At 64.3% G+C, this 13,348-nt stretch carries 11 protein-coding genes and 1 pseudogene; 4 read left to right on the forward strand and 8 right to left on the reverse strand.

Annotated features, from left to right (window positions below):
- Positions 1-167 precede the first annotated feature (167 nt).
- The 3 genes from BUC24_RS24785 to BUC24_RS24795 are packed head-to-tail and all read right to left on the reverse strand — an operon-like array spanning position 168 to position 4,224.
- The gene (locus tag BUC24_RS24785) at positions 168-1,205 is read right to left on the reverse strand and encodes a glycosyltransferase family 9 protein (protein ID WP_073223153.1); all 1,038 of its coding nucleotides are present in this window, start codon (positions 1,203-1,205) and stop codon (positions 168-170) included.
- Complete coding sequence (locus BUC24_RS24790; RefSeq protein ID WP_073223155.1) at positions 1,196-2,545, reverse strand: N,N-dimethylformamidase beta subunit family domain-containing protein; 1,350 nt, start codon at positions 2,543-2,545, stop codon at positions 1,196-1,198. The genes BUC24_RS24785 and BUC24_RS24790 overlap by 10 nt, the downstream gene beginning before the upstream one ends.
- On the reverse strand, positions 2,542-4,224 hold the full coding sequence (locus BUC24_RS24795; RefSeq protein ID WP_073223156.1) for a carbamoyltransferase family protein: 1,683 nt from the start codon (positions 4,222-4,224) through the stop codon (positions 2,542-2,544). Before BUC24_RS24795 ends, BUC24_RS24790 begins: the two co-directional genes overlap by 4 nt.
- A gap of 115 nt (positions 4,225-4,339) precedes the next feature.
- Here BUC24_RS24795 and nudC point away from each other — a divergent pair, with 115 nt between their 5' ends.
- Positions 4,340-5,152 (forward strand): NAD(+) diphosphatase, encoded by an 813-nt coding sequence (gene nudC / locus BUC24_RS24800; RefSeq protein WP_073223260.1) that lies wholly within the window; start codon positions 4,340-4,342, stop codon positions 5,150-5,152.
- A gap of 4 nt (positions 5,153-5,156) precedes the next feature.
- On the opposite strand, the gene BUC24_RS24805 is transcribed toward nudC, so the two are convergent.
- Positions 5,157-5,948: a hypothetical protein gene (locus tag BUC24_RS24805; RefSeq protein WP_073223158.1), complete on the reverse strand. Its 792-nt coding sequence runs from the start codon at positions 5,946-5,948 to the stop codon at positions 5,157-5,159.
- A 78-nt stretch (positions 5,949-6,026) separates the two neighbouring features.
- Positions 6,027-7,760: an AsmA family protein gene (locus tag BUC24_RS24810; protein WP_073223160.1), complete on the reverse strand. Its 1,734-nt coding sequence runs from the start codon at positions 7,758-7,760 to the stop codon at positions 6,027-6,029.
- A gap of 190 nt (positions 7,761-7,950) precedes the next feature.
- Between BUC24_RS24810 and BUC24_RS24815 the strand changes: the two genes are divergently transcribed.
- Together BUC24_RS24815 and BUC24_RS24820 are read left to right on the forward strand one after the other, a co-directional pair.
- Positions 7,951-9,318, forward strand: coding sequence for a thioredoxin family protein (locus tag BUC24_RS24815; RefSeq protein ID WP_073223162.1), 1,368 nt, complete (start codon positions 7,951-7,953; stop codon positions 9,316-9,318).
- Between the two features lie 56 nt (positions 9,319-9,374).
- Positions 9,375-9,650, forward strand: a pseudogene (locus BUC24_RS24820) (transposase); the annotation flags it as partial.
- A gap of 44 nt (positions 9,651-9,694) precedes the next feature.
- Here BUC24_RS24820 and BUC24_RS24825 read toward each other — a convergent pair.
- Positions 9,695-10,579, reverse strand: a complete 885-nt coding sequence (locus BUC24_RS24825) for a LysR family transcriptional regulator (RefSeq protein ID WP_073223166.1) — start codon at positions 10,577-10,579, stop codon at positions 9,695-9,697.
- 100 nt (positions 10,580-10,679) lie between these two features.
- Here BUC24_RS24825 and BUC24_RS24830 point away from each other — a divergent pair, with 100 nt between their 5' ends.
- Complete coding sequence (locus tag BUC24_RS24830; RefSeq protein WP_073223168.1) at positions 10,680-11,693, forward strand: aldo/keto reductase; 1,014 nt, start codon at positions 10,680-10,682, stop codon at positions 11,691-11,693.
- An 11-nt stretch (positions 11,694-11,704) separates the two neighbouring features.
- Here the strand turns inward: BUC24_RS24830 and BUC24_RS24835 are convergent, their stop codons facing one another.
- Positions 11,705-12,166, reverse strand: coding sequence for a hypothetical protein (locus tag BUC24_RS24835; RefSeq protein ID WP_073223170.1), 462 nt, complete (start codon positions 12,164-12,166; stop codon positions 11,705-11,707).
- A 38-nt stretch (positions 12,167-12,204) separates the two neighbouring features.
- The gene (locus tag BUC24_RS24840) at positions 12,205-13,281 is read right to left on the reverse strand and encodes a lipid A deacylase LpxR family protein (RefSeq protein ID WP_229448720.1); all 1,077 of its coding nucleotides are present in this window, start codon (positions 13,279-13,281) and stop codon (positions 12,205-12,207) included.
- Positions 13,282-13,348: the final 67 nt, after the last annotated feature.

The following is a 13,348-nucleotide window of genomic DNA, read 5'->3' on the forward strand; positions in this document are numbered from 1 at the left end:
CGTATCTGGCGGTGCTCCGCTGACCAACATCGCCCTCGCGCAGGCGGGGGCCTATTCCACTTCACCAAATTCGGAAACAGGGAATAGGGGCCTCGCATGCGAGGCGCCCTGCGCGAGGGCGATGTTGGTCAGCGGAGCGGGGTCGGATAAGAGAGTCACTCAGTGCTTCATCGTTGGCCGCGATCGTGAGCGCTACTTCCATGGTCGAGCAATTCGCGCGCATGCGCGATCACGTCGGCCACCCGCTCGCCGCCGGGATCCCACAGGCAGCGATGCCTTTTGCGGTCCAGCGGGGCCCAGCGCGTCATGTCGGCCTTGCTGAAAATGACGACACTGTTCAGGCGCAGCCCGGCCGCAATATGCGAGACACCAGTGTCGTTCGATACCAGCAAGCGCGCATCCCGCATCAGCGCGGCCATGGCACCGATGGAAATGGGCGCGGCTGCGTCAATGGCCGGGGTGCGCATGCGGCTTGCAACGGCAGCGGTGAACGGTGCCTCGCTTGCGGAACCAGTCAGAACGACCTTGAGACCGAACTCCGTCGCGAGGCGGTCGGCGACCTGGGCAAAGCGCATGGGTGGCCAGCATTTTTCGGGGTCGCGCGCACCTGCGTGGATGCAGATGTAGCTGTCTTTCTGGAGGCCGGACGACAAGCCGCTGGCGCCCAGTTCGCGCTGGTCTGCATCGGTCAGCGGAAATTCAAGCGCCGTGCCACAATCGCTGGCGCCGAGGCGTTTGCTCAGTTCCAGCAAGCGCAGCGGTTCGGCGCCCTGCTCGGGAAAGGGAATGAAGAGTTCGCCCACGGCGCCGCGCCGCTCGCCGTAGCCGGCCAGCTTACGCGCGCCGAATGCGCGCGTGACCGGATTGCTGTGCTCACCACTACCGTGCATTTGCAGCGCCAGGTCGAAACGCCGGGCGCGCATGGCCGCGTAAAAATCTGCCAGCTCTTCCGTGCGCATGGTTTGTTCAGGAAATGCCGCGTGTCCGGGAAAGGAAATGAACTCATCCACGTACTGGCTGAACCTGGCGACAAATTGCGCCGCCCATGGCAAGCCCACCAGAGCGATGCGCGTGCCTGGCATGGCGTGGCGCAAAGCGCGCAGAGCGGGAACGGCGCACAGCATGTCCCCCAGTTGCAGCGCACGAAAAATGACAATGCTGGCACTGGTGTGGGTGGGCAGCCAGTATGAAGCGGTCAGTTGCATGATGGACTCCTGTGTTCAAGCAGGCGCTGGATGACGTTGTGGGTGATGGTGGACAGGTGCGGGTCTTTGCCGCTGGCCAGGGCCTGCACCCAGTCGGTGGTGCCGGCATTGAAGACGGTGCCGCCGGCCGTGAACACGCCCATGGTGGCCGCATGCAGGTCGCCCATCTCTGGGGCGCGCGGTGGGCGCTCTTGCCAGCGCGCGTCCAGCGCGCAGGCAGCCAGCGGCAGATAGCCTGGCGGCACCCCGCAGCGCGCTGCCGACGGTGCCAGCCTTGCCAGACCGCGCGCCGGGTCGAAGTGGGCCAGCGGCGCGCCGTCGCATTCGTAGCCGACCACGGGCGGCCAGGTATCGGCGCCCACCGTGTCGCCATGGCCCAGACCGGTTCCCGCAAACAGCCAGTGCGCCGGTTCGAGCACGGTATAGCCATGCGCGCCGCGCGGCCCATCCCACCAGCCGCCGCCGTGGCGGTAGCTGACGCCGGCCAGCGCCTCTTCGGGGCGATCGGGCCACCAGTGATCATGCGGCCCGTCGGGTCCGCCTTGATGGCAGACCATGGCCGCGCCCGCGTCCACCAGATGGATGCGCCACCAGCACAGATTGGCACTGAAGAAGGCGGCGTTGCCGCCGGCGGCGATAAAGCGTTCGACCCCGTCGCGCATGGCCGTGCTCCAGTACTCGTCGTGCCCTGCACTGATGAGCAAGCGGTAGGCCGTGCACAGGCCGGGATCGTCGTCGATGTCGAGATCGGTGCAAAAGTCGCAGGCATAGCCATGCCTGAGCAGCCAGGCGATGAAGCGCGCATCCCAGTGCGCAAAACTCTGGCGTGGTGAACTGCGGTCGTAATGGTCGGCAGCGCCGAAGGTGGGGCCGCCAATGCCGATGCCCGGCCGCTGGAACGACAGGCGCGCGCCTGGCGGGTCAAGCGAGCGGGGCGGCCTGTCGTAGTAGCAGCCGCCACCAGTGTGGTTGTAGGCGTTATAGGTTGCCAGTGGCAGCTTGTAGAGTAGCGCACTGCCGCCGCCGCGCACCACGAACAGAATGGCGCCGTGCTCTTGCGCCAGGTGCAGCGGCGCCGCCTTGCCATCCTCGAGATGCGCCAGGTAGACGCCGCCCGGCCAGGAATGCGGTACCTTGAAGTGGTAGGCGGGCCATTCCCAGTCCAGCGCGGGATCGCGCATGGCATGCGGTGCGCCGGCGAGCCATGCCGACGTGGCCATTGGCACAAGGCGGCCAGCCCAGCGGTAGATGGCGACCCGGAAGCGCCCCGTGGCCGACACATGCAGGGCCAGCGCTTCGCCCGGCCAGACGCTGGCTTTGCCTGCGTAACCGAACATCATGCGGGCCGATCCGACATGTGCGGTTTGCGGATCAGATATGGCGGCATGACCAGCGCATCCATGGGCGTATGCCGGAACGTGTGCAGGGCTTCGGCTGCGGTTTCGACGATCGGTTCGTCCTTGCCGTTGAACGAGGTGTTGAGCAGGACCGGAATGCCGCTGCGCTCGTAAAAGGTTTGCAGGAGCCCGCGCAGCAAGGGATCGTCGTGCGGGCCCACGGTTTGCAGGCGGGCACTGCAGTCGACGTGGGTGACGGCGGCGATGGCCCCGGCAGCGTCAGCCCGGACCGGTGCGGCAAATTGCATGAAGGGCGAGGCGGTGCTGATATCGAAATAGCGCTCCGCATGCTCGAGCAGGACCACCGGCGCCAGCGGCCGGAACCACTCGCGCTGCTTGACCTGGCTGTTGATGCGCTCGCGCATGGCGGCTGGACGTGGATCGGCCAGAATGCTGCGGTGACCGAGCGCACGCGGACCGAATTCGCTGCGGCCCTGGAACAGACCGACGACCTGGCCGTCCTCGATCAGGTCGACAATGCGCGTGCGCATTGCGGTTGCCTGGTCGAGGCAGTCGATGCGCAGATCGCGCGCCCCGGCCAGCACCAGATCAATGTCGGCCACGCTTTGTTCGGGGCCCAGGTAGTCGTGTTCCCAGCGGAAGTGGCAAGGCTGGCCGGCCACTTCGGTCAGACCATACACCGCACAGCCCAGCGCGGTGCCGGCGTCGCTCGGCGCCGGCGGAATGAACAGGCGGCGAAAGCCGCTCTCGCGCAGCAAACGCTGGTTGGCCGAGCAGTTCAGTGCCGTGCCGCCGGCAAAGCACAGGTCTTCGGCGCCGCTTTCACGCTGCAGCCAGCGCGCTACCTTGACCAGCGCATCTTCAAAGGCGCGCTGACCGGCGGCGGCAAGGGCGGCAATGTCGGCAAAGCCGGTGGCGGCCTGCTCGGCGTAGCGGAAGCGGCCGCGCGCATGCAGCATGGACGTCCAGGCGGCGGGAATGGTGACCTGGCAGCCATCGACCTGCAGCGGCGGCAGCCCCAGTGCAGCGGGATTGCCATGCGGCGCCAGTCCCATGACCTTGCCCTCGTTGCCGTGGCCCGGGAAAATGGCCTGCGTGAGCAAGAAGTAGAACATGCCAAGACCGACCAGATGCTGGTCGTCCCGGTCCCACACTTGCTTGGCCAGGCAGTGCACGCGGGCGCGGTCGGCGTGGTAGAACGAAGCGACCTCGCACCAGTGGCCAGGGACTGCACTGGCGCCGGTCCAATGTTCGGTGAGGGCGGACACCGCACTGCCCTGCCCGTCGACAATCATGACGGCGGCGCTGGCAAACGGCGATGGATGAAACGCGCTGTAGACGTGGGCCAGGTGGTGCGAAATGCGGATGCGCTGCGATTGGCTGGCCATGCGCAGGGACGAGGCGATTTCCTGCTCGTAGACTGCCAGCTTGTCCTGCTCGGGGTCGGAGGAATAGCATTCGACCAGCACGTCGAGCGGCTGGTCCAGCCCGGGCAGGCGCGGCGCGTAGATGGCGGCCAGGTCGCCGGTGCGGCCCCAATGGTGTTTTTGGCGCGTCAGGCGCTCCTTCTGGATGGCCCAGGCGAGCTGGGAGCCGTGCATCAGGCAGATGCTGGCGTCTTGCGTGCGGTTGATTCCCAGTACCAGCGGTGCTGCATTCATGCGCGTTCTCCCGTGTGTGCTTGTTTGAACCGCAACCCGTCAATTAGTTCAGTGCCTGCCAGCTGGCGCAAAGAACGGTATGATTCTCGAAGAACAATTTCCGAAAGGCCGCAGCATGCTCGAGACGCCCGCCACATTCATTCCCCTGATGGCGCCGCAGGACGACCCCGACCCGCTCAATTTCGTGTTCCTGGCGGGACAGATGCTGGTGCGCACCGACGATCTTGCGCTGCCGCCCTCCGCGCTGCTGCCCGCACTGGGCGTCGATGCGGCCCGGCTGTACCCGGTGGGCAGCCTTGCGGGACGCTATTGCCAGAGCACCTGGTGCGCGCGCGATACGCCCGCCCCGCCCGGCTATGAATGGCGCGGCATGCGCAGCCTGTTTGGCGCGCACGACGATGGCTTCATGGGTGTGGCCGGACGCGCCAGCCAGATTGCAGACTGGGCCCGCACGCACCAGTTCTGCGGCGTTTGCGCCACCCCGATGGCGATGCTGCAGGGCGAGCGCTGCTTCAAGTGTCCGGCCTGCGGCATGATGGCGTATCCGCGCATTTCACCCGCCATGATGGTATTGATCCGCAAGGGCGACAGCGTGTTGCTGGCGATGCACACGGCATCGGCAGCCAAGCGTTTCACGCCTCTGGCCGGCTTTCTGGAAGCAGGTGAATCGATCGAAGAAGCGGTCCACCGCGAAGTGTTCGAGGAAGTCGGGTTGCGCGTGCACAATCTGACGTATTTTGCCAGCCAGTCCTGGCCTTTCCCTCATTCCCTGATGATTGCCTTTACTGCCGATTATCTGGACGGCGACATCCGCATCGACAAGAACGAATTGTCCGAGGCGCGTTGGTTCGGTCCAGGCGATGCATGGCCCGAGAAGGTGCCCCACATTTCCATTTCAAGCATCCTGGTGGACGCGCACCGGCCTTGAGGGTTCAAGGTTTGGCGCTGTGGTCGCGCAGCTGCATGGTGCGCTTCATGAGGTTGAACCAGAACGGGGCGCCGAACAGGGCGGTCGCGGCGGTAATCAGCCAGCCGGCCAGTTGGATTACGAAGGCCTGGTCCCAGCGTGGCGGAAACGTATGCCAGCCAATGGGCAGCTGGAACAAGGCATCGATGGTGGCCGCGTTCATGGTGTCGGGTACGGCCGCCAGTTGTGCGGTCAGTGCTGGATGCTGCCACAGTGAACGAAACAGGTGAATGCTGTCGATGTTGAACAATACCGCCAGCAACAGCGATAGCAGCAGGCTGATGGCCATCGAGCGCCGTTTGTAGGACACCGAGACACGTTCCATGGCACTGTCGAACCACAGCGCGATGTCGATTTCCATGCCGGCCGCGTCGCCGGCGGCGCGCTCGTAGATGCCTTGCAAGGCGCGCCGCAGCTGGGGGTCGTCGAGCGTATCGATTTGCTGTTTCAGATGCGCTATGGCGCCTGGCACTGTCTGTAATGTTTCGATCAGGGCAATGGCGAAATTGCGGGGCGCGATATAAGAAGGGAGGCTGTCGCCGATGCGCGGACTGACCAGCGCGTGCCCGTACACGGCGCGTGCCAGCGCATTGAAGTTGGGGTCGCCCAGCATGGATTTGATGCCGGACAAAAGCGTGCGCGCACGCAAGCGCAACAAGGAAGCCAGTGCTTCCTGGACCGTGCTGACAATCAGGGCCACCGAGGCGTAGCAAAAAGTCAGGCCGGCTGCAACTTCAAGGACGGTACTGCCAAACATGGCGCTCTCCCGCTGGCGAACAGATGGTCTACGCTAACGGAGAGTGCCGTTTGATGCGTCCGCCTGTATCAAGCCGGCTCAGCGTTTGAGGAGGCCGCGGATGGTTTTTTTGAGCTTGTCGCGCGCTTTCTGGCTGACCGCCGCACCCGACCCGGCCTGGGGCTCGACCTGCCATGCCAGCGCCGTCCATGGGCCACTTAGCCGGATCGGCATGCTCAGTCCCGTTGCCTTGAGGGTTGCGGCAAAGGTGTAGTCAAGTTGCTCACGCGCCAGGTCGATGTCGCCGGCACCGGCCACGCTGATCAGCGCCGTTTCGCCTGCCAGATCGGCATTGTGGGCCACGCCGTTGGCAATCGTGAAGCTGGCGTTCAAGAACCCAAAGCTGCTGCGCTCATGCGCGCTGGCCATGCCATGTGCCTGTGGTCCGTCTGCCAGGATCGCGGGGACATCGATGCCGTGCACACTGGCATCTTTCAGACGTAGTGCGGCGCTGCCCGCCAGCGCCTGGCGCATTTGCGCCGTGCTCGAGCCTTCCATGTTGACGTCAATCAGGACATCACCGCGGCCATCCACCGGTGCCTTGCCCATCAAATCGCGCAGAAGCGCACCCAGGCGCACGCCGGTCAGGGTTTGCACGACGGTGATGTGCGGCATGCTGGCGCTGCGCGAAAAATCGAGCATGACACTACCGCTGCCACTGCCTTCGTACAGCTTGGCCACCACCGGTTCGAGCATCAGCTTGCCGGGCACGGAACGCAGCGCGGCGCGCACATTGCTGGCGTGTAGTGTTCCCACTTGCAATTGCCCGACATGAATACCGCCGCTGGCGCGCAGGTTGGCCAGCGGCGACAAATCAAAGGCATCGCCCGGTGCGGGCGGGGTGGGATCGTTGGGCAGCACATCGGGCACCAGCCGGTCCTGATAGCGGCCCAGGTCGAGCTTGTCGACATGCAAGGTCAAATGGTAGGCACCTGCGCGCAGGCCGGTTTTGACGTCGAACGCGCTGTCATCGAAGCGGCCTTTGAGATCGGCGGCAAATTCATCGCGCTCCAGGTCCAGCGCCATCTGGCCACCGAGCTTGACCTTGGCGTTCTTGAGCGACAAATCCAGATTCGCATCAAGCTCGGAAAACGCCACCCGGCGCAGCGCCGGGTCCGGCACAAACTTGCCGGTCAGGGTGAGCGCGGTCTGCATGGCCGGCTTGTTGATGCGAATGTTGGCGGACATGGCAAGACGGCTGGCCACCCCCGGCGCGATGGCGCCGGAATCGATATTCAGGTGGGAAATGTCGAGCGTGCGGCCGGTCTTGCGGTCGTCAAACAGCAGACGCGCGTTGTCGAACCGGATGCTGTCGATGGCCAGGCCGATGCCGCCCGGGGCTGCCTGCGGGGCCGCCGCGCGCGTGCCGCGGCCGGAGGTGAGGTCGCCGGTATTCATGCTGCCGTCGGCATGGCGCACGACGCTGGCCCGCATACCGCGCACGTCCACCCGGTCGATCACGACCTTTTGTTCCAGCAGCAAGGGCAACCACGCCACGGAAAAGCGGGCACTGTCGATGGCGGCGAACTCGCCAGCACCGCCGCGTTCAGACAGCGTGACCCGCCCCAGGTTGGCACCCAGGCGCGGCGCAAGGATCAGCGTGATGTTGCCGGGAATGGACAAGGTACGCTGATGCTGTTGCTGCACCAATTGGACAATCTGGGTCTTGTAATCGTTCGGATTGAAGCAGGCTCGGAAAATGGCCGCCGCAGCCAGCAAAACGAGCAGCAACATGCCTGCCGTGAGCGCGGCGAACTTCAAATATCGGGCCATGACAAGCTTGAGCGTGGGAACGACGCCGAGTGTAGCACCGTACTTCCGTGCCACCAGGAAAAGAGTCACTGGCTGTGGCGGCAATGCCAAAAAGCGTGGTAAGAATGCTTTAAAGTAACATTTACTATATACTAAGCCCTATGCAATTTGAACAGGCTTTACCCATGAGCAACATCTACCCGAGCGCCCGATGAGCGTCAACTGGCATCAAGGCGGCGCCGACGCGGCGTTTTCGGCCGCGGCCGCGCGCGGCCTGCCGTTGTTCCTGTACTGGGGAGCGGGATGGTGCCCACCTTGCAACCGGATCAGGGCGTCCGTGTTCGAGCGGCCCGATTTTATTGCTCTGAACGATGCCATGGTGGCACTGCACATCGATGGCGACAGCCCCGGCGCCCAGCGCCTGGCCGCGCGTTTTCAGGTGCGCAGCTACCCCACTCTGATCGTCTATCAGCCCGATGGCGCTGAAATCACCCGTTTGCCGTGCGAAGTGGACGGCGCGCGTTTCGTCGAGCTGCTCAGGCTGTCGCTGGAAAGCCGCGTTCGTGCTGCCGATGCGCTGGACGCAGCGCTGTCCGCTCAGCAGGATGTGACGGACGCGGCCTGGCAGCTGCTGGGTTTCTATGCCTGGGATACCGATGAAAACCAGCTGCTTCGGGGCCGCGATCTGCCGTCCACGCTGGCCAGCCTGGCGCTTGCCTGCCCGGTGCCGGAAGCGGCGCTGCGCCTGCAATGGCATGCCTTGCACGCAGCCGCGACCGCAGGCAAGGGCGGGCTTGACCAGCGCGCGGCCGTCAAGCGGCTTGAAGAAACGCTGATCGATGCACGCACCGTGCGCGCCCAGATGGATATGGTGAGCCATCATGCGATCGATTTCATCCGTCACCTGACAGTGCCGCAGTCGGCCACCCGGCTGCACTTGATTGCCTGCTGGTCCAACGCGCTGGCGCAGCTTGAAACCGATCCCAGCCTGACAATGGCCGACCAACTGGCGGCGCTGCGCACGCGGGTGCGCATTGCCCGTCTGGGGGTGCCCATGGCCGATATGGAACGCGTGGTGCGCGCGCGTGTGGCCCAGGCTGTGCTGGCAGTCAGCGCGCCGGCCATGCGGCATCAGATCATCAACACGGCAGCCGGCATGCTGTCCGACGCCGGCCTGCTGGACGAGGCCGAACAACTGCTGCGCGCCGAGCTGGTGCGCTCGCACGCTCCGTACTACTTCATGCATAACCTGGCGACCATCGCCAAGAAGCGCGGTGATGCAGCCAGCGCCGTGGCCTGGTACGAGCAAGCCTGGGACAGCGCGCAGGGAGCGGCCACGCGCCTGCAGTGGGGCGCCACCTACCTGCAGGCGCTGATCGATTTCGCGCCGCACGAAGTGCCCCGGATTGACCGCTTTGCCAGCCGCATGCTGGAAGAGCTGGGCACCATGGGCGATGCCGCGTGCCAGCGCAACCGCAGCCAGCTCGACCGGATCGACAGCAAGCTCGCGCTCTGGCATGGCGCCAGCGCGCCTGCCGCCGCCCTGCGTGCCGCCGTGGGCAATGCCGTGACGAATTAGCGCGGTCGAGGGAACCTGTTCCAGATCCTGCCCTCCAATGGATTTTGGGGCAGACCATGGCACGAACCGCGTATCCCAGCGATATTTCGCGAGAAGAATTCGAAACCATCCGGCCCATGCTGGAAGCGGCGCGCCGGCGTACGCGGCCACGCAAACACGATCTGTACGACGTGTTTTGCGCGGTGCTGTACTTTATCGCTGCCGGCAGCGCCTGGCGCAGCTTGCCCCACGAGTTCCCGCCCTGGCGCACGGTGCACGAATACTTTACCCAATGGACCAGTTCCCGTGGCGGCAAGACCACGCTGCTGGAAGAAGTCCTGCGCCAGCTGGGCCGCTATGAGGCCGTCGAGCGCCTGCAGTTGCTGATGCAGCCGCGTTAGTGCACCACCAGCACGCTGGCCACCCAGTCGACGAAGGCGCGCACGCGTGGTGACAGGTGCCGGTTGTGCGAATAAACAATTGCCACGGGCAAGGGCGGCGCGCGCCACGCCGGCAGCACTTCCACCAGCGCCCCACTGGCCAGCGCGTCTTCCACTCCCAGGCGGGGCGCCTGGATCATGCCCAGCCCGGCGAGGCAGGCACCCGTGTAGGCTTCGGTACTGGACACGCTGACCACGCTGCGCATCGGCACACGATGTTCCTTGCCATCTTCAACGTATTCCCAGTCCAGGTCGCGCCCGGTCTGGCTGGAGAAAAAATTGACTGCCATGTGCTGATCCAGATCGGCTGGCGTGTCGGGTGTGCCATGTTGTTGCAGGTAAGCGGGGGAGGCCAGGTTGATTTGCTCCAGGGCGCCCAAGGGCCTGGCGATCAGGCTCGAGTCGCGCAACTTGCCCACGCGGATGGCGCAGTCAATGCCTTCGCCCACCAGGTCGACAAAGCGGTCGCGCGAACCGATGCGCACCTTCATGCCCGGATACAGGCGCAAAAATTCGGGCAGCCGCGGCAGGATCTGGGTGCGCGCCAGCCGTTCTGGCATGTCGGCGCGGATGGTGCCAGGGCCGGGGCCGGCAAACAAGCCATCCATGTCTTCCAGTTCCGTCAGCAGGCGGATGCAGCGGGCCAGATAGATTTCGCCTTCCATGGTCAGGCTGACCTTGCGCGTGGTGCGCTGGAGCAAGCGCACGCCGAGGTGCTGTTCCACGCTCTGCACGGCATTCGTGACTGTGGGGCGCGGCAAATCAAGCAGCTCGGCCGCCTGGGCGAAGCTTTTGCATTCCGCGACGGCGCGGAAGATTTGCATGGCTTTTAACTGGTCCAATTATTACCGTTCCTCGAATGATCTAATAGTAAATGCAGTATTTATTAATGATTTAAATAATAGCATACTGATTTCACCATTCACTCACTGGAGAAACACGATGCGTACCACCCAACTGGGCAACACTGGTCCCCTGGTCGCCGAACTCGGCCTTGGCTGCATGGGCATGTCGGACCTGTACGGCCCGGCCGACCGCGGCGAAAGCATCGCCACCCTGCACGCTGCGCTGGAAGCGGGTATCAACCTGCTCGACACGGGCGACTTTTACGGCATGGGCCACAACGAAATGCTGATTGGCGAAGCGCTGGCGGGGCGTGCCCGCGAACAAGCGGTGATCAGCGTGAAGTTTGGCGCCCTGCGCGCGCCGAACGGCAGTTTCCTTGGCTATGATGCGCGTCCTGGTGCGGTGGGCAATTTCCTGGCCTACTCGCTGAAACGGCTGGGCACCGATTACATCGACATCTACCGTCCGGCCCGCGTTGATCCTGCCGTGCCGATTGAAGACACCATTGGCGCGATCGCTGAACTGATCCAGGCCGGCCATGTCAAACAAGTAGGCTTGTCGGAAGTCAGTGGTGAAACCTTGCGCCGCGCCCACGCCGTCCATCCCATCACCGACGTGCAAATTGAATATTCCATGATCTCGCGCGGGATCGAAAACGGCCTGCTGCCCGTGGCGCGCGAACTGGGCGTGGCGGTCACGGCCTACGGCGTGCTGTCGCGCGGCTTGATCAGTGGTCACTGGTCGGCAGCGCGTGCGGGCGAGGGCGATTTCCGCGACAACAACAGCCCGCGCTTCCAGGGCGACAATCTCGCCGCCAACCTGGCCCTGGTGGAACGGGTGCGCCAGATCGCCAACGATCTGGGTGTGAGCGTGGCGCAAGTGGCCATTGCCTGGGTCATGGCGCAAGGCCGGGCGCGCGGGGTCACGATTGTGCCCGTCATTGGCGCACGCCGCCGCGACCGGCTGCAGGAATCACTGGGCGCGCTTGACGTGCTGTTGTCCGAGGCCGACTTGCAGCGGCTCGAGGCGGCCGTGCCAAAGGATGCGGCCGCGGGCACGCGCTATAACGCCTACCAGATGGGGCATCTGGACAGCGAAAAAGCGGCCTGACGGCGCAGGCTTTACTGGGGCGCTTCTGGCGCGGGCGCTTCAGGGGCCGGGGCAGGTGCGGCCTTGGGCGCGGCAACGGCCTCGAAATCCATTTTTTCTTTCTGGGTACCGACGCGGAAAATTCCCACCGCGTCCCCCATGGCCTCCTGCGGCGGCTCGGGGAGCTCGGTACAGTCGTTCAGTTCCACCTGCAGCACTTCGCTGCCGGAACGAATGCTGTACACAGCATCGCCTTTGGCGAACACTTCCACCGCCACATCGTCCACCGGTACTTGCTGCATCGGAATCGCACGCTGGCAATTGGGCAGATTGCCAATTACCAGTTGCAGCGTGATGTTCTTGTCCCAAAAATAGGCTTGCTCCGCCCGCACCGTGATCACCTGATCGCGCGCCTCGTTGGCGTAGTAGGTGGCCGACTGTTTGACGCATCCGGCCAGCAGCAGGGGCGACAGGAGAAGCAAAGTCTTGCGCATGGCGAAGTCCCCGGGGTTCTTGTTATCCGGAGTATAGATCAGAACTCGGTGCCGATGGTCAGTGCCGCCACCCGGTGGCGCGGGACGGGAATGGAGGAGCGGAACTCGGGCGAGCGGCGCGTCATCTTGAGCTGGATGAACCAGGGGCCGTGGCTGTCGGTACGCGTATTCGGAAAGTCGAAACGCGTCCCCAGCACCAGATCGTTGACGAAGTTGCGCCGCTTGACGCTGGGGTCGTTCCCGAACGGGCGGCCATCCAGAAACACATTGTAGGCCACCACACGCGCTTCCACGCTGCCAAAGGCCGTGCACTGCAGCCATGGCGCCATGCAGGATGTAAAGCCGGGCAATTTAGCTTGGGCATTGTTCTGCAGTTTGTTGCCAATGCCGGGTGGCGGCGGCGACACCAGCGGCAAGTCTTTGCCGATCACGACCGCCACGCCAGCGGCAGCATAGGTTTGAATATTCCCGGCTGTCAGGCGCCAGTAGGTGGCGGTATTGAAATGCACATCATTGCCAAGGTGGCCGGACAGACTGTCGCGCGCGGTGCGGCGCTCGGCGCTGGCGAGGATGCCCAGGGTGCCGCCGATCTGGTTATCCCAGCCTTCGGGCTGCTTGCGATTGAATATATGGTGGAACAGTTTCTGCGCCGGTTCGGCCAGCGAGGCGGGGCCCGTTACGCCGACCTGGCCGGTGAAGGTGGTCAGGCTGCGCTGGTCGGCAGACAGAAAGGCATAAGCTTGCTCGTAATACAGCAAACCGGCCCAGGGGCGGTCCAGGGGTTGCGGCGCGCGGCGGGTAATGTCGCGCGGGGTGTACATCAGCTGGCCCACATTGATTTGTTCGGTGAAGACCTTGCTGTCGTCACAGTCCAGCCAGGTACAAAGGGAATGGGTGACGGTGCGCGCGAAATGGCCGCGCTCGTCGGTGGACAGTTTGGTCGAGAATTGAATGCCGTTGGTGTAGAAGCGGTCGGTGCCGTAGCGCGAATCGTTTTCGATTGTCAGAAAATGCACACGCTCTTGCGCAGGCGGCGCTTCCTGTGCTGCTGCGCTGGCACAGACTTGCAGAACGGCTGCCGTTGCGGCAGAAATAGGGCGAGAAAATAGCGACATTGCCGTACTCCCTGAAAGGATTTGTCACGGACAAAATCGATCTTACGCCGCGCATCCTGCCAGGGTT

It is taken from the genome of Massilia sp. CF038 (genome assembly GCF_900129765.1).
GTDB lineage: Bacteria > Pseudomonadota > Gammaproteobacteria > Burkholderiales > Burkholderiaceae_D > Telluria_A.